The organism is Parvibaculum sp. MBR-TMA-1.3b-4.2 (genome assembly GCF_053628815.1).
Genome location: NZ_JBRJHC010000001.1, coordinates 3,475,670 through 3,494,372, shown reverse-complemented (window position 1 = coordinate 3,494,372; position 18,703 = coordinate 3,475,670). Strand labels below are relative to the sequence as shown.

20 protein-coding genes are annotated in these 18,703 nt (G+C 60.9%); 6 read left to right on the top strand and 14 right to left on the bottom strand.

The window, feature by feature from the left end; all coding sequences use genetic code 11:
• The first annotated feature begins 168 nt into the window (after positions 1 to 168).
• Positions 169 to 1,098 carry an IS1595 family transposase gene (locus tag ACSSVQ_RS16725; protein WP_454184438.1) on the top strand — a complete coding sequence of 310 codons (930 nt, stop codon included), beginning with the start codon at positions 169 to 171 and terminating at the stop codon, positions 1,096 to 1,098.
• A 63-nt stretch (positions 1,099 to 1,161) separates the two neighbouring features.
• Positions 1,162 to 1,500 (top strand): hypothetical protein, encoded by a 339-nt coding sequence (locus ACSSVQ_RS16720; protein ID WP_454184437.1) that lies wholly within the window; start codon positions 1,162 to 1,164, stop codon positions 1,498 to 1,500.
• Positions 1,501 to 1,550: 50 nt separating this feature from the next.
• On the opposite strand, the gene ACSSVQ_RS16715 is transcribed toward ACSSVQ_RS16720, so the two are convergent.
• Positions 1,551 to 1,709: a hypothetical protein gene (locus tag ACSSVQ_RS16715; protein ID WP_454184436.1), complete on the bottom strand. Its 159-nt coding sequence runs from the start codon at positions 1,707 to 1,709 to the stop codon at positions 1,551 to 1,553.
• Positions 1,710 to 1,727: 18 nt separating this feature from the next.
• Here ACSSVQ_RS16715 and ACSSVQ_RS16710 point away from each other — a divergent pair, with 18 nt between their 5' ends.
• Complete coding sequence (locus ACSSVQ_RS16710; protein ID WP_454184435.1) at positions 1,728 to 2,303, top strand: hypothetical protein; 576 nt, start codon at positions 1,728 to 1,730, stop codon at positions 2,301 to 2,303.
• A gap of 258 nt (positions 2,304 to 2,561) precedes the next feature.
• On the opposite strand, the gene ACSSVQ_RS16705 is transcribed toward ACSSVQ_RS16710, so the two are convergent.
• The 8 genes from ACSSVQ_RS16705 to ACSSVQ_RS16670 all read right to left on the bottom strand — a co-directional run bounded on the left by ACSSVQ_RS16705 (position 2,562) and on the right by ACSSVQ_RS16670 (position 9,733).
• On the bottom strand, positions 2,562 to 3,515 hold the full coding sequence (locus tag ACSSVQ_RS16705; protein ID WP_454184434.1) for a fatty acid desaturase family protein: 954 nt from the start codon (positions 3,513 to 3,515) through the stop codon (positions 2,562 to 2,564).
• 135 nt (positions 3,516 to 3,650) lie between these two features.
• Positions 3,651 to 6,182, bottom strand: coding sequence for a PAS domain-containing protein (locus tag ACSSVQ_RS16700; RefSeq protein WP_454184433.1), 2,532 nt, complete (start codon positions 6,180 to 6,182; stop codon positions 3,651 to 3,653).
• A 59-nt stretch (positions 6,183 to 6,241) separates the two neighbouring features.
• Positions 6,242 to 7,312: a flagellar biosynthesis protein FlhB gene (gene flhB, locus ACSSVQ_RS16695; RefSeq protein ID WP_339614307.1), complete on the bottom strand. Its 1,071-nt coding sequence runs from the start codon at positions 7,310 to 7,312 to the stop codon at positions 6,242 to 6,244.
• A gap of 9 nt (positions 7,313 to 7,321) precedes the next feature.
• Positions 7,322 to 8,098: a flagellar biosynthetic protein FliR gene (gene fliR, locus ACSSVQ_RS16690; RefSeq protein WP_293329376.1), complete on the bottom strand. Its 777-nt coding sequence runs from the start codon at positions 8,096 to 8,098 to the stop codon at positions 7,322 to 7,324.
• 8 nt (positions 8,099 to 8,106) lie between these two features.
• A complete protein-coding gene (gene fliQ / locus ACSSVQ_RS16685) occupies positions 8,107 to 8,370 on the bottom strand; it encodes a flagellar biosynthesis protein FliQ (RefSeq protein WP_293329375.1) in 264 nt (87 codons plus the stop codon).
• A gap of 34 nt (positions 8,371 to 8,404) precedes the next feature.
• Positions 8,405 to 8,725: a flagellar hook-basal body complex protein FliE gene (gene fliE / locus ACSSVQ_RS16680; protein WP_293329374.1), complete on the bottom strand. Its 321-nt coding sequence runs from the start codon at positions 8,723 to 8,725 to the stop codon at positions 8,405 to 8,407.
• A gap of 13 nt (positions 8,726 to 8,738) precedes the next feature.
• Complete coding sequence (gene flgC, locus ACSSVQ_RS16675) at positions 8,739 to 9,149, bottom strand: flagellar basal body rod protein FlgC (RefSeq protein WP_293329379.1); 411 nt, start codon at positions 9,147 to 9,149, stop codon at positions 8,739 to 8,741.
• A 47-nt stretch (positions 9,150 to 9,196) separates the two neighbouring features.
• Positions 9,197 to 9,733, bottom strand: a complete 537-nt coding sequence (locus ACSSVQ_RS16670) for a flagellar basal body protein (RefSeq protein WP_454184432.1) — start codon at positions 9,731 to 9,733, stop codon at positions 9,197 to 9,199.
• A gap of 292 nt (positions 9,734 to 10,025) precedes the next feature.
• Between ACSSVQ_RS16670 and ACSSVQ_RS16665 the strand changes: the two genes are divergently transcribed.
• Positions 10,026 to 10,484 carry a flagellar biosynthetic protein FliO gene (locus ACSSVQ_RS16665; protein ID WP_454184431.1) on the top strand — a complete coding sequence of 153 codons (459 nt, stop codon included), beginning with the start codon at positions 10,026 to 10,028 and terminating at the stop codon, positions 10,482 to 10,484.
• On the top strand, positions 10,481 to 11,239 hold the full coding sequence (gene fliP, locus ACSSVQ_RS16660) for a flagellar type III secretion system pore protein FliP (RefSeq protein WP_454184430.1): 759 nt from the start codon (positions 10,481 to 10,483) through the stop codon (positions 11,237 to 11,239). Before ACSSVQ_RS16665 ends, fliP begins: the two co-directional genes overlap by 4 nt.
• A 9-nt stretch (positions 11,240 to 11,248) precedes the next feature.
• Here fliP and feoB read toward each other — a convergent pair whose 3' ends face one another.
• The 4 genes from feoB to ACSSVQ_RS16640 all read right to left on the bottom strand — a co-directional run bounded on the left by feoB (position 11,249) and on the right by ACSSVQ_RS16640 (position 15,983).
• Positions 11,249 to 13,135, bottom strand: a complete 1,887-nt coding sequence (feoB, locus tag ACSSVQ_RS16655) for a ferrous iron transport protein B (protein ID WP_454184429.1) — start codon at positions 13,133 to 13,135, stop codon at positions 11,249 to 11,251.
• Positions 13,132 to 13,419 carry a FeoA family protein gene (locus ACSSVQ_RS16650; protein ID WP_293329370.1) on the bottom strand — a complete coding sequence of 96 codons (288 nt, stop codon included), beginning with the start codon at positions 13,417 to 13,419 and terminating at the stop codon, positions 13,132 to 13,134. The genes feoB and ACSSVQ_RS16650 overlap by 4 nt, the downstream gene beginning before the upstream one ends.
• A gap of 195 nt (positions 13,420 to 13,614) precedes the next feature.
• Positions 13,615 to 15,255 carry a methyltransferase domain-containing protein gene (locus ACSSVQ_RS16645; RefSeq protein ID WP_454184428.1) on the bottom strand — a complete coding sequence of 547 codons (1,641 nt, stop codon included), beginning with the start codon at positions 15,253 to 15,255 and terminating at the stop codon, positions 13,615 to 13,617.
• A 101-nt stretch (positions 15,256 to 15,356) separates the two neighbouring features.
• A complete protein-coding gene (locus ACSSVQ_RS16640; protein WP_454184427.1) occupies positions 15,357 to 15,983 on the bottom strand; it encodes a TetR/AcrR family transcriptional regulator in 627 nt (208 codons plus the stop codon).
• Positions 15,984 to 16,054: 71 nt separating this feature from the next.
• On the opposite strand from ACSSVQ_RS16640, the gene ACSSVQ_RS16635 reads away from it, so the two are divergent.
• Complete coding sequence (locus ACSSVQ_RS16635) at positions 16,055 to 17,413, top strand: oxygenase MpaB family protein (protein WP_454184426.1); 1,359 nt, start codon at positions 16,055 to 16,057, stop codon at positions 17,411 to 17,413.
• Between the two features lie 46 nt (positions 17,414 to 17,459).
• On the opposite strand, the gene zigA is transcribed toward ACSSVQ_RS16635, so the two are convergent.
• Entirely contained in the window at positions 17,460 to 18,686 is a 1,227-nt protein-coding gene (gene zigA, locus ACSSVQ_RS16630; protein ID WP_454184425.1) for a zinc metallochaperone GTPase ZigA, read from the bottom strand.
• Positions 18,687 to 18,703 lie beyond the last annotated feature (17 nt).

Sequence of the window (18,703 nt, the reverse complement as noted above, 5' to 3'; positions counted from 1 at the left end):
ATTTTGTTCTCAATGACAATGGTATTTTCAAGCCATTGTTTTATAAGGAATTTTCAGAACAAGTTCGCGTGACGTTCTCGAAAACGGAGCCGACTCGAAACGCAATTATATACTTGACGCAAGTGGCGGTGATTCCTAAGTTGGTTTCAACAGCTTAGGAATACAGACATGACCGACCTTCTTAACCCCATCTTTCAGGACTCAGCCAAGGCGCGGGAACACCTTGAGTCTATCCGCTGGGCCGAAGGCCGCTTTTGCCCCCACTGTGGAGAGACAGAGAACACAAGCCCGGTCAGGGGTAAGTCCCACCGTCCGGGCCTCTACTACTGCAACGGGTGCAAGAAGCAGTTCACAGTCACCATCGGGACCATTTTCGAGCGCTCCAAAATCCCGCTGAACAAGTGGCTTCTCGCCTTTCATCTCATGGCATCCAGCAAGAAGGGCATTAGCGCACATCAACTGCATCGGATGCTCGGCATCACCTATAAATCCGCGTGGTTCATGGCCCACCGGATCAGGGAAGCCATGCGCAATGACAGCCCCGACCCTATCGGCGGCAAGGGCAAGATCGTTGAGGCTGACGAAACCTTCTATGGCAACTCTGGCGACGAGTTCATCAATGACAAGGGCTGGCGCAAAAAGCGTGGCCTTGGCGACAAATCCAAGATCGTGACCTTCGTTGAACGTGATGGCGCGGCCCGCTCTACCGTTGTGGATCGCCTTCACTCCGGCACCATAGGCGCGCTCATCAATCGTCAAGTTCACCCCGACAGCTTCCTTATGACCGACGAGGCGGGACACTACCGCCAGCCCGGTAAGAAGCTGCGCGGTCACTACGCGGTGAACCATGCCAAGAACGAATACGCCAAGGGCTTCATCACCACAAATACCGTTGAAGGCTTCTTCTCGATCTTCAAACGGGGCATGAACGGTGTTTACCAGCACTGCGGAGAACAGCACGTCCATCGCTACCTGAGCGAGTTTGACTTCCGCTACACCTATCGAAAGGTGAGCGACAGGGAGCGGGCCGACCTCGCGCTAAAGGGCGCGGAAGGCAAGCGGCTCGTCTATCATCAAACTAGTCTCAAATCCGCCTAAGCCTAAGAAGAAGGCTCCCTTCCGCGTTCGGAAGAAACGGCACTTCAACCCGAGGGCCAAAAAATGAAATTCTTTATTCCTGCCGCGCAATCGGATGCGGAAGCAGATGTTGTTCTAGAAGCCATCGCCAAGTTCAACAGCCTGCCACTGCCAGAACGGCGCATCTTTCGGCTCTCGTTTAAGCACAACGGTGTGCGCTATGACGTTGAAGTCGGACAACCCGCGCCCGACTATTTCAGAGCAGGCGGCCCAGTCGTTGCCATACTTGGCAACGATCCAATTTGTGTTTGCTTAGCAGACAGAGGCGTTTTGCGCGGATCACCAATTTACGTCGGAAAGAACAGCGTCCTTTCAATGGAATATTTTGAATACGACGCCAATCATCTTCGAGGCGAGACTTAAGAGCTTCCGGCAAATAAGGATTTTCCCGCACCATGAATCAGAAAGCCCGCCTATTTGGCGGGCTTCTCCTTTTTAGAGCCGTCTTTCTTTTTGCTCCCGTCCGAGTCAGTCTTTTTTGGTTTGGGGGGAGTCGATAGCGCGCGCCGCAATGCATCGTCGCGCCGCTTAGCCGCTTCTTCCTCTGAATATTTTTGATCTTCCTTGCCCATCAGCTCACGAGGCTCCACATGGTCAAAATTCCGCAATTCCTAAAGGAAGAAATTGAGGCGACTTACAACGAATACGTCAATGCTCTCGGGCGTGTAGCGCATTCTTGGAACAACCTGCAAGAGCAGCTGGCTTTTCTATTCGCCTGCGTCACAGGCATGGACAATAGCGTGGCGTATGCCATTTGGTACTCAACCAATAATGATCGCGCTCAACGCGAAATGCTGCGAGCAGCGGTCAATGCAAAGTCGGAATATTGGGAACATCCAGAATATGTCGGCGAGGGCCTAACCTGGCTCATCAACAAAGCTAACTCCCTAGCAGATCAACGGAACGACGCCATCCATGCTCCGTGCTCTATGGCTGCCGGATACGACGGGCTTGAGATCGCTCCATTTTATTTTTACGGCAACCCGCGAGCGATGAAACTAAAAGACAAGGACGTGGTTCGGCACTTCAAGTGGTACGAGGCTTACGCGGACACCCTTTCAGAGTATGCGAAAGAGGTATCAATCTTCATGGATGGACGGCCCGGCTCATGGCCTGAAAAACCCACAATGCCAAGTCTCGGCCAAAAGAATTCCGATACGGAATGATGTCACCAAGCTCCCGCCAAATAACCTCTGCGCCAGCCTCCACCATCTCCGGCGTTACGGTCACACCTTCCCTGCCCTCTTCCTCTACTTCTAGCGCTGTCCTGTCTGTGGGGATGTGAGTCGTCATGTCACTTTCGTCAAGTATATAATTGCGGACTCGAAAGGCCCGCCCCGCTACGCCAGCCCCGCGTCCGGAGCACCGGCGGCACATGCCTGTCCGCCACCCCGATTCCACGTCGGGTCCGCGCCCGGTCCGCGTCAGGCCCGGGCCCGCTTCCGCGTCCGGCTCCAGGCGTCGCTCCAGTCGTGGATCGGCGCGCCCTCGGCTTCCAGAATGGGCCGCATCTCGTCGAAGGCCCGACCGATCCGGTAAAACGGAATGCGCGGGAAGAGATGATGGATCAGGTGGTAGGTCTGGAACATGTCCAGCGCCGTCACCAGCCGGTGAATGGGCCGGGGCAGCAGGAAGACGGCGGTATCGGTATAGCGCTCGCGCGACACATGCGGATGGTGCGGCAGGTAATTGAAGATCAGCCCGATAAACGCGACATTGAGAAAGGTCGGCACGATCCACAGCATCAGGATCTCGCGCCAATAGCCGAACCAGAACCCGGCGGCGACCAGCGACCACGCCGTGATGTGATGCGCCGCCGCGATCCAGTAGCCGGTCCGCTCCTTGGGGTCCTTCCAGAAACCGAACTTCGTCATCAGATAGATGTAATGCGGCGTCTGGGTGAAGAAGCGCAGGATAAGCAGCAGCGGGTTGCGGCCCGAGCACCACGTATCGGGGTCGCGCTCGAAATCATTCGTATAGCGGTGATGCACCATATGCATCGTGTCATAGCCGCGATAGGGAATGAGCGTGGCGATACCGCCAATCCAGGCGAGCGCCGGGCTCAGCCATTTCCAGCGCGGGTCGTCCCCGCCGATCGCGCGGTGAAGCCCTTCGTGAACCGCCATGAACTGCATCAGCAGCAGATAGCCATTGGCCAGCATCGCCGCCCAATAGGGCCACCAGCCGGCAAGCGCGGCATAGGTCGAAAGCCCCAGCGCGGCGAGCGAGCCCAGCGAGGTGGCCACCGTGCCCCATGCGACATCGCCCATATAGCGCCGCGCGATCGTCAGCGCCGCCCGGTGATGTTCCATATGCGCGTCCGACGCCGCGGCCACGGGGCGCGAACTGCCCGCTTCCACTGCTTCGAGTGTCGTCATTGCCAAAAGAGCCCTCCGCCAATCCACGGCCCGCCCGGCCGAATACATGGCTGTTCCAGTAAAATAGGCCAGCTGCCCCTAAAGAACCAGTCTCGACGATGAAACACGCTGCTACCGGGACGAAATGCCGCCGTTTCAGCCGTTCATCACGTCTTTGACCATCGAGGCGAGCTGCTTCAGCGAGAAGGGCTTGGGCAGGAAGTGGAACTCCTGGTCCGGGTCGAGGCTCTTGGCGAAGGCGTCCTCCGCATAGCCGGAGACGAAAACGATCTTCGTATCGGGGATCCTGCCCTTGAGTTCCTTCACCATGGTGGGCCCGTCCATATTGGGCATCACCACGTCGGAAACGACGAGGTCGATCCGCCCGTCGAACCCGGCCACGAGGTCCAGCGCCGCCTCGCCGCTTTCCGCCTGCAACACCTCATAGCCGCGCGTTTCCAGCGCCCGGGCGGCAAAGGTGCGCACCGCATCCTCATCTTCCACCAGCAGGATCGTTCCCTTGCCGGTCAGGTCGGCGGCCTCCTGCGGCACCGCGGCGGCTTCCTCTTCGCTGGCCGCCTTCTCGGCTGCCGTCTCCACATGGCGCGGCAGATAGATGCGGAAACTCGTGCCCTTGCCCACCGTGGAGTACGGGAAGATGTAACCGCCCGTCTGCTTGACGATGCCATAGACGGTGGAAAGGCCGAGCCCCGTTCCCTTGCTGGGATCCTTGGTCGTGTAGAAAGGCTCGAAAATCTTGCCGAGATTTTCTTTAGGGATACCGACGCCCGTATCCGACACCTCGATCAGAACATATTCGCCCACCGGCATCAGCGCATGGTCGAGCGCGCGGCTGTCCTCTTCGCTCACATTGGCGGTGCGGATGGTAAGCCGCCCACCCTCGGGCATCGCATCCCGCGCATTCACCGCGAGGTTCATGATGACCTGTTCGAGCTGGTTCTGATCGACCTTCACAAGGCCGAGATCGCGCCCATGCACGATCTTCAGTTCCACCTGCTCCGTCAGCAGCCGCGCCAGCAGGTTCTGCAGTTCGGCAAGCGAGTCCGTCAGCGACAGCACCTTGGGGCGCAGCGTCTGGCGGCGCGAGAACGCAAGCAACTGGCGCGTCAGGTTCGCCGCGCGATTGGCGTTCTGCTTGATCTGCACCACATCGGCAAAGCTCGGATCGCCCGCCTGATGGCGCGCCAGCAAGAGGTCGCAAAAGCCGATGATCGCGGTCAGCAGATTGTTGAAATCATGCGCCACGCCGCCCGCGAGCTGGCCGACCGCCTGCATCTTCTGCGACTGGGCGAACTGCATTTCGAGCGATTTCTGCTCCGTCGCATCGATCAGATAAACGACGAGCGACGCATCCTCCCCCGTATCGATCCGCGCGGCATAAAGCTGCGCGACGCGGTCGGGATGGCTCTGCAGGTGAATATCGACGGCCGGTCCGGCGGATTGCCCGGCAGCCGTATCGGACAGCGTGTCCAGCACCCCGGGCCGGTCTTCCTCGACCAGCAGCTCGGCCAGCTCCTGCCCGCGCACCGCCTCGCCGCCGACATAGGCGACGAAGGCGCTGTTCGCATTCTCGATCCGGCCCTGCGTATCGACCGTCGCAATACCGATCGGCGCATTGTTGAAGAAGCGCGCAAAGCGCAGCTGCGCATCCCGCGCATTGTCCTGGCCCGCGCCGGACATGCCACGGTCGAGCGTCAGCACGCACCAGCTCTCCGCGCCATCCTGCCGGATCGGCCGCGCCACCACGCGAACCGGCAGCAGCGTACCGTCCGCCTTTTTCAGTTCGGCATCCACCGGCCCCACGAAACCGGGCCCGTTTTCGTCCGCGACGAGAATGTCGGAGAACGCGCTTGCCGCGATCGTATCGAGCGTCGTGCCCTGTTCGGAAATATGCCCCGCATCGAGCCCCAGCCAGCCTGCCAGCGTGGCATTGGCATAATCGATCTCGCCCGTCGGCCCGACGATGAAAAGCCCCGCCGGCGCCCCGTCGAGATAGGAGGTAAAGGCCATGAGCCGGCGCTCGGCGACTTCCAGGCGCTCGCGCTCCACGGTGAGGTCGCGGAAAAGCCAGACCGCCCCGCCCCGCATTCCGCTCATGGGGCGCACGATCACCTTGTAGATACGGGTAAAGCCGCTCCGAATCGCAAGTCGCACTTCTTCATCCGCCGCAAAACCGGTGCGCGCGGCCTGCGCGAGCCGGAACGCGGTCTCGGCTGCGTCCGTCCGCCCCGCCAGCAGCCTTTCAAGCGAGGCCGGGCGCTCGTCCTGCGCATAGGCGCCCGCCAGATGGCGATAGGCTTCATTGGCAAACAGCACCGCGCCGCGCCTGTCGGTCACGTAACAGGGATCGGGCAGCGCATTGAAGGCTTCGGCGGCCGCGAGCGGCGAGCGCGTAAGATCGTTCGCCCCCGCGGAGACGAAACCGAAAAACGCCGCAAGCGCAATGGCGATCAACCCCATCGCCATCAGTGCGCCGCCCATATCGAACAGGCGCACGCCTGCAAGGTCCAGAAGCGTAGCGATGATACCGAAGGAAACGGCGGCGATGATGATGACGAGACGCGGCGTCAGCAGGGAATTGCGAGGCCCGGGGCGAAACCCGGCCTTCTCGATCCCCTCGCCGGGCGTCTCCTCGCCCTTCGCCATGTCGGCCGGCGCGTCAGCCATGCGCTGTATTCTCCCGCCCAGAACCACTCTGCCCGAATCGCAGTCTATCGCGAATAGGATCAATTTTTAGCGAATTTACCCTTAAGACGCATCACGTAGCCAATCACCTCGGCCACGGCCTTGTAGTGCTCGGGCTGGATCGGCTGGTCGACCTCGACGCTGGCATGCAGCGCACGGGCGAGCGGCGGGTTTTCGAGCACGGGAATATCGTGCGCCTGCGCAATTTCGCGGATCTTGAAGGCGATGGCGTCCATACCCTTGGCCACCACGATAGGCGCGCCCATGCCCTGCTCGTATTTGAGCGCGACGGCATAATGGGTCGGATTGGTGATGACGACGGTCGCTTCCGGCACGGCGGCCATCATGCGCTTGCGGCCGCGCTCCACGCGGATCTGGCGCAGCTTCGCCTTCACCGTCGGGTCGCCTTCCATCTGCTTGTACTCGTCCTTCACTTCCTGGACGGACATGCGCTGCTTCTTCATCCATTGCATGCGCTCGAACATGTAATCGAGTACGGCGACCACCGTCATCACGGCGATGACACCCCCCAGCATGCGCAGCGCCATGGTCTGCACCGCGGGCAGCAGCAGCGTCACATCCCATGTCATCATCAGGCCGAGCCGGTCGCGCTCCGGCCAGGCGATAAGGAAGGTGACGAGCCCGACCACGGCCATCTTCACGATGCCCTTGACCAGGTTCATGACGCTTTTGGGCCCGAACAGTCGCTCCAGCCCCTTCATCGGCGAAATCTTGGAGAAGCTCGGCTTCATGTTCTCGCCGCTGAACACCGGCATGTGCTGCACCACATTGCCCGCGACCGCCGCGACGATGAGGATCAGCAGCGGCATGGCGATGGCGCCCAGCACCGTCTTGCCAAGCCCAAGCCAGACAAGCCGCAAATGTTCGGCATCCATCGGGATCGCATCGGGCTGCGCGATGAAGATGCGCAACTGGTCCATGAGCGCCCCGGCCGTGGAATTGCCCAGCATCATGACGGCAAGCGCCCCGCCCAGCATCACGAACCAGGCGTTGATCTCCTGGCTTTTGGGGACGTCACCCTTCTTGGCGGCGTCTTCGAGTTTCTTGTGTGTTGGTTCTTCTGTTTTTTCTGAATCGTTTTCTTCCGCCATGCGTCACCCCTAATGCAGAAAGAGGGTGAGCGTGGACTCGAAAGCATCGAGGAACCACGTCATCATGGCGCCGAGCAGCACCATGAGGAGCAACAGCCCCAGCATGATGTTCGCCGGCATGGCGATGAAGAAAATCTGGATCTGCGGCATCAGGCGCGAAAGCACGCCGATGCCCATATAGAAGACCAGACCGAAAACGAGGAAGGGCGCGGAAAGCTGCAACCCCAGGCGAAAGGCGTGGGAAAAGGTTTCCACCGCCATGCGCGAAAAATCGCCGACCGGCAGGTAATGGCCCGGCTTGAACAGGTCGTAGCTGTCGCGCATCGCCGCGATCAGCAGATGATCGAGACCCGTCGCAAAAATCAGCGCGACGGCGAGCAGGTTAAGAAAATTCGCGATCAGCACGCCCTGCTGACCCTGCGTGGGATCGACATTCTGCGCAAAGGCCAGACTCATCTGAAGCGCAATGATATTGCCCGCCACATGCAGCGCCGACATGATGATCTTCGCGGCCATGCCAATGAAAATCCCGACCGCTATCTCGAAGACGATGATCGTCGCCATGCCGACCACGCTTTCCGGCAGCTTGCCGTAGCTGTCGGCGACAAGCGGCATGAGGATCATCGTCAGCAGCAGCGCCATGATGAGGCGCACCCGCGCCGGAATGCCGTTTTCGCCGATCGCCGGCATCATCATCACCATCGCCCCCAGCCGCGAAAAGACGAGCAGGAACACGAAAGCCGTATCCGGCAGGAGGTTGATGGTGAGGACGGGAGCGCCGGTCATCGGGATCGTCAGCCCGAAACGATCTTCTGGGCGACGAGATGCATCAGCCCGCTCATGACGCTGCCCATGAAGGGAAGCGAGATCAGCAGCGTCACGAAGATGGCGACAATCTTCGGCACGAAGACCAGCGTCATTTCCTGTACCTGCGTCAGCGCCTGGAAGAGCGCGATGACGAGGCCCACCAGCAGCGCAATGATCATCATCGGAGCCGATGCTTCCAGCATCACCCAGATCGCTTGCCGCCCAACATCGAGAACTTCAGGTCCGGTCATGCCCCCACCCCACTAAAAACTGGAACGCACGCCCTCAGATGGGCATGCGCAGGATTTCCTGATAGGCCGAAATGACCTTGTCGCGAACCGTGACCACCGTCTGCAACGTGGCCTCGGCTTCGGAAACGGCCGTCACCACATCCACGAGGTTGCCCTGCCTCGCGCCGGTCATTGCCGCCACCTTCTGCTCGCTCGCCTTGCCGGTATCGACCGCCTCGTCGAGCGCGCTTTTCAGCATGTTGTCGAAACCGCCCGCCGCCTGCCCGGCATTCGGGCCTTGCGTCTGCGGTCCCTTCGACGCCATGCCCGCGGCGCGGGCATAGGCGTTCATTGCAAGAGAAGCCGGTGTTGCCATGGTCCCCTACCCCTTATCCACGCAGAATATCGATGGTCTGCGAAATCATGCGGCGCGAGGCCTGAATGATGTTCAGGTTCGCTTCGTAACTGCGCTGCGCCTCGCGCATGTCCATCGCCTCGACCATGCCGTTCACATTCGGAAACTTCACATAGCCGTCGGCATTAGCCGCCGGATGGTCCGGCATGTATTTGAGCTTGAAGTCCGACTTGTCGGTTTCCGGCCGGCCGAGCTTCACCTTGTCCACGCCCATCTGCCGGTCGAGCGTATCCTCGAAGGTCACGATCTTGCGGCGATACGGGTCCGCGCCCGGCGTGTTGCCGGTCGAGTCCGCATTGGCGATATTTTCCGCGATGATGCGCATACGGCCGCTCTGCGCCTTGAGGCCGGATGCCGCCACCATCATCGATTTGATGAGATCCATCGCACTCATGCCCGTCTCTCCTTTATCCCCTGGCCGCGCCCGGCGTCCTAGCCACGTCCCAGCGCGATTTTGATAAGCCCGACGCTTTTGGCGTAAAGCCCCGTGACCGCCTGATAGTCCATCTGTGTCTGGGCGGCCTTCATCATCTGCTCCTCAAGCACGACGGAATTGCCCGTCGGCGAGGTTTCGAAGTCCGGTGCGCGCTGCACTTCGCCGCCGCGCGCATGGCTGATCGCCGCGCGCCCTGCCGCGGTGCCCGTCAGCGACGCGCCGACGACCGGCGTACCGATATGTCCTGAATTTGTGGCGACGGGCGACAGCATACCGCTCTGCTGCTTCACCAGCGCGCCGAAATCGAGTTCCTTGAGATCTTTCGCGTCGTAGCCCGGCGTGTCCGCATTGGCGACGTTCTGCGCAAGCACCTGCTGGCGCTCGCCGAGCCATTGCAGCCGCAGCTTCATCATCGACAAAAGAGGAAGATCGCCCAAAGCCATGTGCGTTGCCCCACCAACCGGCGTTCCCTGCCCGGGGAACTCGTCACGCGCTTCCTTCTGAAGCCCGCTACTGCCGGAAAAAAGAGCCACGCATTCCTTGGCGGCACGGGCAGTGTTGACCTCCGGTTCTTAAGAAGCCCCTAACGAGCGGCAAATTCTGCCGGGCGCTTCATTTCGCATTTACCTAAAAAACCCGCGAGCCGCCGTTCGTTTAACCCGTCATTAAGTCTGACACGGCAAATTCTGCCTATGGGCGGTGGCGTCGCGCGTTGGGCAAGCGAAGGCCACCCGGTGGTTCACCTGCAAGGATGAACCGCCGCAATGAAAGGACGATGACACGAAGCGGGCAGCTTCGGATCGTCGGGTGGGGCTTGGGCATTCAATGGACATCACCGAAGTTTTGCGCTTCGTCGGCGCGCTCGTTTTCATCATCGGTCTGATCGGGCTGTGCGGCTTTGCTGCGCGCAAATACGGCCTCTTCACCGGCGGCTACACCATGCCGGGCGCAGTGAAGCGCCTCGCCATCGTGGAAACGAAACCGCTCGACACGAAGAACCGCATCGTCCTCATTCGTCGCGACGGCAAGGAACATCTGATCCTGCTCGGCGCGGAACAAAGCCTCGTCATAGAGAGCGGCATCGACGCACCCGTTGAAGACCGAAAGGTCGAAGCAACCGCTGCGGCGCCCGCCAATGATGCAGGCGCGGATGAAAAGCCGGCCCCCAAAACAGCACTGGAAACCGCACCGGCAACCGCAAACGAGCGCTTCGTCGCACAACTTCCCGTGCCCGCCCAGCACATGCACCGTCTGGTGCAGCGCCTGAAGGAGCGCCGGGCATGAGCAGCACCGTCGACCGCAAGGCGCTTTGGCGTGCCGCCCTCGCCTTTGTTTTCGCCCTCTTCGCGGCGGGCCCGGCCATGGCCGCCGACCCGATCACCGTCAATCTCGGCGGCGATCTCGGCCTGACCGATCACATCGTCCAGATCGTCGCCCTCGTCACCATTCTGAGCCTCGCCCCGTCGATCCTCATCATGGTGACGTCCTTCGTGCGTATCGTGGTGGTGCTGTCGCTGATGCGCACCGCGCTCGGCATGCAGCAATCGCCGCCCAATGCGGTCCTCATCAGCCTGTCGCTCTTCCTCACCGCCTTCATCATGACGCCGACCTTCAAGGCGGCCTATCATGAGGGCATCGAGCCGATGATGAACCAGCAGATCGAATTCGGCGAAGCCTTCGAGAAGACGAGCCAGCCCTTCAAGACCTTCATGCTGAGCCAGGTCCGCGATCAGGACCTGCAGCTCTTCGTCGACCTCTCCGATGCGGGCAAACCCGACAAGCCGGAGGATATCGGCCTTCAGGTACTCGTCCCCGCCTTCATGATTTCGGAACTGCGCCGCTCCTTCGAAATCGGCTTCCTCGTCTTCCTGCCCTTCATCGTCATCGACATGGTGGTCGCTTCCGTCCTCATGTCCATGGGCATGATGATGCTGCCGCCGGTGATCATCTCACTGCCGTTCAAGCTCATCTTCTTCGTGCTGGTGGATGGATGGGCGCTGATCGCGGGCAGCCTCGTCCGAAGTTTCGGACATGGATAGGGCCAGGGCCTACCCGCCGAGAAATACCGTCGCCTGATAGACGATCATCGCCGCGATATAGGCCATGACCAGCATGTAAACGAACATGACCGTGGGCCAGCGCCATGAATTCGTCTCCCGCTTCACCACGGCAAGCGTGGAGGCGCATTGGGGGGCGAAGACGTACCACGCCAGAAAGGCGAGCCCCGAGGCAAGCGACCAGTGCGTGGACAGAATCTGGGTGAGCGATCCGCCGCTCTCACCGCCCACCGCATAGACGGTCCCGAGCGCGGCCACCGCCACCTCGCGCGCCGCCATGCCGGTGATGAGCGCCACCGCGATCTGCCAGTTGAACCCGATGGGCTTCAGGATCGGCTCCACCGCATGGCCGATCATGCCTGCGAGGCTGTAATGGATCGCCGGCTCCGTGGCGCCGGGCGGCGGGGCGGGAAAACTGCTCAGGAACCAGATCACGATCATCATGGTGAGAATGATCGTGCCGGCCCGGCGCAGAAAGATGCGTGCCCGCTCGAACACACCCCAGGCGACATTCTTGACGCTCGGCAGCTTGTAGTCGGGCAGCTCCATGATGAAGGGCTCGGACGCATGCCGGTGAAAGAAGAGACGCATCACCATGGCGACGCCCAGCGCGCTCACAATGCCCGCTGCATAAAGACCGAACATGACGAGACCCTGCCGGTCGACCACGCCGAACACCGCGCCGCGCGGAATGAAGGCGGCGATGATGAGCGTATAGACGGGAATGCGCGCCGAGCAGGTCATCAGCGGCGACACCAGAATGGTCACTAACCTGTCCCGCCAGCTATTGATGACGCGCGTGCCCATGATCCCGGGAATGGCGCAGGCAAAACTCGACAGCAGCGGAATGAACGCCCGCCCGTGAAGCCCCGCCCGGCCCATCAGCTTGTCCATCAGGAAGGCCGCGCGCGCCATATAGCCCACATCCTCAAGCAGGATGATGAACAGGAAGAGGATCACGATCTGCGGCAGGAAAACGAGCACGCTGCCCACGCCGGAAATGATGCCATCGGAAATCAGGCTGCGCAGCATCCCGTCCGGCAGCGTGGTCTGCACCAGGGCCGACAGCCACTCGAAGCCCGCGCTGATCATATCCATCAGCGGCGTCGCCCAGCTGAACACAGCCTGAAACATCAGGAAGAGAACGCCAAGCAGGATCGTAATGCCGTAAACCGGATGCAGCAGCACGCGGTCCACACGCGCCGTCCATTCGTCGCTGTCTTCGGGCCGCGTCACGCAATCCTTGAGAATGAGGTCTGCGGTGCGATGCATCTCGCGCACGGTCTTCGCATCGGGCGCGGCCCATGTATTCACGGGAGCACTCGTGTTTAGGGGAGCGCCCGCCGCCGCATCGGATTCATCCGGCTGCATCTTGTCGAGAAGGGTCAGCAGCGCGTTCGTGCCGTTGCGACGCACCGCCACCGAAGGCACCACCGGAATGCCGAGCTCGCCGGACAGCTTGTCGATATCGATATCGATGCCGCGATGCTTCGCGATGTCATACATGTTGAGCGCAAGAATCAGCTTGCGTCCCGTCTGCTTCAACTCCAGCACCAGCCGCAGCATCAGCCGAAGATTGGTCGCATCGGCCACGCAGACGATGGCGTCCAGCGTGCACTCGTTTTCAAGCGTGCCGAGAACCGCGTCGCGCGTGATCTGCTCGTCGGGGCTGCGCGCGCGCAGGGAATAGGTGCCGGGCAGATCAAGCAGCACGACTTCGCGGCCCGCGGGCGTAACGAACTTGCCCTCCTTGCGCTCCACCGTCACGCCGGCATAGTTCGCAACCTTCTGCCGGCTGCCGGTCAGCGCATTGAAGAGAGCCGTCTTTCCGCAATTGGGATTGCCGACAAGGCCGAGATGCAGCGTCGCGGAGGTCATGACGGGCGGCTATCCGAAGCGACCATGATGCAACCTGCCTCGCGGCGGCGCAGCGCGACGCGCATATCGTCCACCTTCACGGCGATGGGATCGCGGCCCATCGGGCCTTCATGAATGAGTTCCACCCGCGCGCCTTCCACAAAGCCCATTTCAAGCAACAGGCGCTCAAGCTCGGGCTGATCGTCGGCCGTGACGATATCGGTCACGATCCCGGCATCGCCCACCCGGCCTTCGCCAAGCGGCCAATGGGGAACGGTGGGTTGGTCAGCGGTCTCGAGTGTCATGGCGCCTGCCCTTCATCCTGCCGCCTGCGGGCAGTTTTGAAGGCACTTAAATGCAAGCCCCTCTCATTTGCAATGTGACATTTGGTTGCAATTCGGTAATCCGCCACTCCCCTACCGGACGATTAGGTGGAGCGCGAATGAAATTTTCCGCGGAGAGCTACGAGACTCTCGAGAAAAAATTCGCGCCCGAAGCGCCTAGTCCCGTAAGGCAGGATCGTATTGCCCGAAAGCAAGATCGGGCGACCACCCCCGCCAATCGGCTGAACTTTCGGAAATCTTGCGCGCGACAACGCAGGTCCACATCGGCGCCAGATCGTATTGCGCTCGCGTCATGCCATCGATTGTCGGCGCCGCCGGCACGACCGAGGCCTCGCCAAGTTCGCTTACGTCCAGGATTTCGAAGCCCGTATGCCGGTTCAGCAGACTGACCCAGCTATGGGACGAAAACCGCCAATAATCATGCGGCTCGGCATGAAGGGGCCAGGCGAATGGAGCCTTCGCGATAAAGAGGCCCCCGGTTTTAAGCACCTTGTTCGCCTCGATGACAAACGACGCCGGCGACATCAGATGCTCCATCACGTCCGCCGAGTAGATGGCAGCAACGCTTTGCGCTTGCAGATAGGAAGACAGGCTGTGAGCATCGGCAACGAGTTCGACATTGCCGTCTTTTTCGGTATCGACTCCTATATATCGCCAGGAGTCCGGGACTCGTGTTTTCAAGCTCCGGCTCCTCTCTCCGCGCGCGCCCACTTCAAGAAAGATGTTGTCTTCACCCGGCCAGCAAGGGCTCGCCTTGTCGAGATACCCGACGACATCTTCCCACCAGACCAGGCTCTCGTCGCTTGCCCGCAACAGCGTGAACGGCTTCACGGCAAGCGAGGTTCGATCTGAAAATCTTGCGTGAATGGTGATGTCTCGCACCGCGTCCGACTCCTGCATGGAAAGACGGGAAAGGTCGCGATAGTCCTTGAACAAGGCAACGAACTCATGTCCGCGATTGGCGAAACCCGGTCCGAAATGATCCATGAGGGCTGGCGAAGCGATGGGCGATGCCGCCAGCTGGGGCTCGAGCTTGATGCACCGACCTCCCACGGCCTCCCCACGGGGAACGGGTACTTCCTTTGACGTCCACCATTGGCAATGATCGATCGCCATGGGAAATTCGACACGCAAGGCGACAAGATCTGTCCCCGGACGATAAACCTCGAACTGAAGATGAAGGCTGTTCCGGAAGAAATACATGTGCTGGCACGAAACCGCCGTTCCCTCCACAAACTGGATCGGCAGATGAGCTGCGGACCGTCTTTCCGTCGTGGAGGCATCCACCGAAAAGCGGACATCCTTCCACCCGAAGGAGATATCGCTCTCCCCTTTCCCATCTGACGTATCGGCGAAAGGAAATATGTAGAACCATTCATTCGCAGAGCGAAACGGAACGAATTGAAGGGTCACTTCCAACGAACCGTCGGATGACACCTGCTGCACGGAGACGCTGACCATCTCCTCGGCGTCATGAAGCACCTCGCCTTCGCGTGAGATCGCGGCCACCGCTTTTTGCATGCGGCTGACGAAGCCGTGCACCTCAAACCGGAATCGCTGCACCGACCCGGGCTTCAGCCGGCATTTCACCGTATGCAACCGTCCCGCCATATAGGGTACGAGAAAGGCAACTGCGCAGCCATTACCGGCATCGCCTTCGATCCAGTGGAAGTCATCCTCCTCGATCCCACGATCACTGACATCATTGATGAAGGCGAATTCCGTAAGTGCTTTCTCTTCGGATTCGGTTTCTCTCCTGCCTCCCTCAGGCAGACTACTCGCACGAAAATATTGCACTTCCTCGCTCCTCCCCGGAAACATCCCCTCGGGCGCCGTTCTACTCGCTTTCTACCGCAGACAGGCAACGAGAGCGGCTTTCCTCCTCATCCACCTCCTTTTTACCCCGGAAACATCGCCTTGAAGAGCCATTCCGCCTGCGCGATGAGGCGCTCGGTCGTATAGGCCTCCGGGTCCGTCAGCCTGAGATGCACCAGCTCTTCCGACACCGCGAGCAGCATATGCACGGCAAGTTCCGAGTCCGGATTGGCCCGGGACGATGAACTCATCCCCTCTTTCTCCAGCGCATCGGCGAAATGCGCCCGCGCCAGCGCGCGGCCCTGCTCCAGCCGGATATAAAGCTCCGGCGGTCCGCCCTGGCTCGGCATGAGCAGCATCCGCCAGGTTGCGGGCGAGGCGTCCACCGCCTCCAGCATGCCCGCAACGCCGGCCCCGTAGCGCGATTGTCCTTTGGCGGGCGCCCGCTCGGCGGCACTGTCGAAACTCCGCGCCGCCCGCTCATATTCCCGGTCCACCATGGCAAGCAGCAGGTCGGAGAGATTGCCGAATTGCTGGTAGATCACGGTCCGCGTGATGCCGCATTCCCCCGCCACCCGGTCCAGCGTGACCGCGTAAAAGCCTTCGGCATCGACCATATCCCGCGTCGCATCGAGGATTTGCTCGCGCCGGTCCTCCACATTCATGCGCTGGCGGCGTGTGGCCTGACTTGTATTTTTTGTTTGCTGCATACTTGCTCCGCTGACCCGGAAAGCATAACTTACAATCTGTAACTTATGAATTGTAAGTTTTGGAGGATGGGATGGAGAGCCTGGAAGCTCTGGAAGCGCGCGTCGCCGCGCAACGCGAAAACCTGCCGGAAATGTACGGCAAGGTGGATTTCTCGATTAAGCCGGAGCGCTTCGTCGACAATCCCGACGAGCAGAGCATGCGCCTGAATGACGGCGACGACAGCACGCGACGCCGCCTCCTCTCCGACCCGGAAACGGTGGCCCGCGCCCGCGCCTACACCATGCTGGGCGACAATACGTCGGACGCCTATGCCGCGCTGATGCCGAAATACGGCTTCCGCGGCCTCATCGGCATGCTGACGCAGGCCTGCGACAAGGGCGTGGAAAACGTGCCCGACGCGCCGGAGGAACTCGTCGCCTTCATCCGCGAGATGGAGGCAACGCCGGACTGGATCGACATGAGCCTCATCGAGGAAGGCGCGCGCGTCAGCCGCAATCCCATGGCGACCCTCTCCCCCTTCGTTGTGCGCGGCGCTTTCGTCGCCACCTTCCTCAACAAATATTCCGCGCTCCCCATGGCGCTCACCGGCACGCTTTCCCATGAAACCGCCGTGCGCCGCATCAAGGAAACGGCGAGCTTCTTCACCACCACATCGCTCCCCGGCGCACTAGAGCGTCATGGCCCCGGCTTCAAATCGGCGGCCATGGTGCGGCTCATGCACTCCATGGTGCGCTTCAACGTGCTGCGCGGCTCGGAAAAATGGGACGTCAACGTCTATGGCATTCCGGTGCCGCAGGTGGACCAGATGCCCGCCGGCACCATCGCCGTCTTCCTCCTCGCCTTCCAGATGATGCGCGCGGGCCGCACCGAGTTCACGCCGTCGGAACGCGCCTTCGTGGAGTTCAACCGCTATCGCTGCTGGCTCCTCGGCCTGCCGGAAGACCTGCTGGCCACCACGCCGCAGGGCATTTACGACGCCATGACCATCTATTCCGGCACGCTGCGCGACGGCTATGACGACGAGACCTGCGGCGCGCTGGTCCGCGCCACCATGGCCGCCTATTTCCCGAAGGACCATTCGTTGAAGAACCGCATCTTCAACTTCCTGGAGAGGAGCTTCTCCCGCGTCTATTTCAACCGCCAGTTCCTGAAGGGTGACAAGACCGGCAAGGCGAAGCTGATGGGCGTGGAACTCAGGCCCTATGACCTGCCGCTCTTCGTCTCACTGGCGCTCTTCATCTTCGGCCGCGAAAAGCTTTATGCGCTCGCCCTGCGCACGCCCGGCCTGAAGAACTGGGCCGACCGCCGCCTCATCGACAAGCTGAACAGGCTCCTCGTCGATTACGGCCACGCCGAATACACGACCGACCCGTCGCAATATCACGATGAAACGATCCGCGAGCAGCACGGCCACGCCAAGGCGGCATAGCGAAACCGGAGCCCAACGAAAAAGCCGGGCGTCATGCCCGGCTTTTTTATGCCTCCTCGGCCAGCATATTGCTCCGCCAGGCAGGAAACGGATCGCGAAGCTCCGACCAGCCCTTCCAGTCGAAACGCGCTTTCCTGTCGGTTCCGAGAAGGCAGGCATCGAGTTCCGCCCTGATCCACGCCTCATCCATATCGCGCCCGATGAACACGATCTCCTGCCGGCGGTCGCCCCAGACCTTGTGCCAGTGTTTGCGCAGCTCGGTCCGCCATTCGGGATTGTCCGGCCAGCGTTCGCGCGGCAGCGCGTCCCACCAGAAGCCGATCGCTTCGTTGCGCACGAGCGCCCCCGCCTGACTGACCTCGCCCACCCATTCGGGCCGCGTCGCCAGCCAGAAATGCCCCTTGGCGCGCACAACGCCCGGCCAGCTCTTGTTCAGGAAGTCGTGGAACTTTTCCGGGTGGAAGGGCCGCCGCGCCCGATAGACGAAGCTGCGAATGCCATATTCTTCGGTCTCCGGCACATGGTCGGCAAAGCCGAGCAGTTCCTTGTACCAAAGCGGGTGCCGCTGGGCCTCCTCGAAGTCGAAGAGCCCCGTATCGATCACCTCATCGAGGGCCACGCGCGAAAAATCGGTCTCGATGATTTTCGCATCCGCATTGAGCGAGCGGATGATGCTGCGGGCAATATCGAGCTCGTCCGGCGTCGTCTCGTTCACCTTGTTGAGAATGATCACATTCGCGAATTCGATCTGTTCGACGAGCAGTCCAACCAGCGACCGGTCATCCCCCTCGCCTAGGCTTTCGCCGCGATCCCCGAGAAAATCGGTTGAGGAATAGTCTTTCAACAGGTTCGCCGCATCGACCACCGTGACCATCGTGTCGAGTTCCGCCACATCCCCGAGACTCTCTCCCGCCTCGTCGCGAAAATCGAAGGTCGCGGCAACGGGCAGCGGCTCGGAGATCCCGGTGGACTCGATCACGAGATAATCGAAGCGCCCGTCCTCAGCGAGGTCGCGCACCTCTTTCAGAAGGTCGTCGCGCAAGGTGCAGCAGATGCAGCCATTGGTCATTTCGACCAGTTGTTCTTCCGACCGCGTAAAGGCCGCATCGCCCGCGCGCACGAGATCGGCGTCGATATTCACCTCGCTCATATCGTTCACGATAACGGCGATGCGACGCCCTTCCCGATTGTTCAGGATATTGTTGAGAAGAGTCGTCTTCCCCGCTCCCAGAAACCCGGAGAGGACGGTAACGGGAAGTTTCTGCTCCAGCATTGAGGCACCTTGCGATA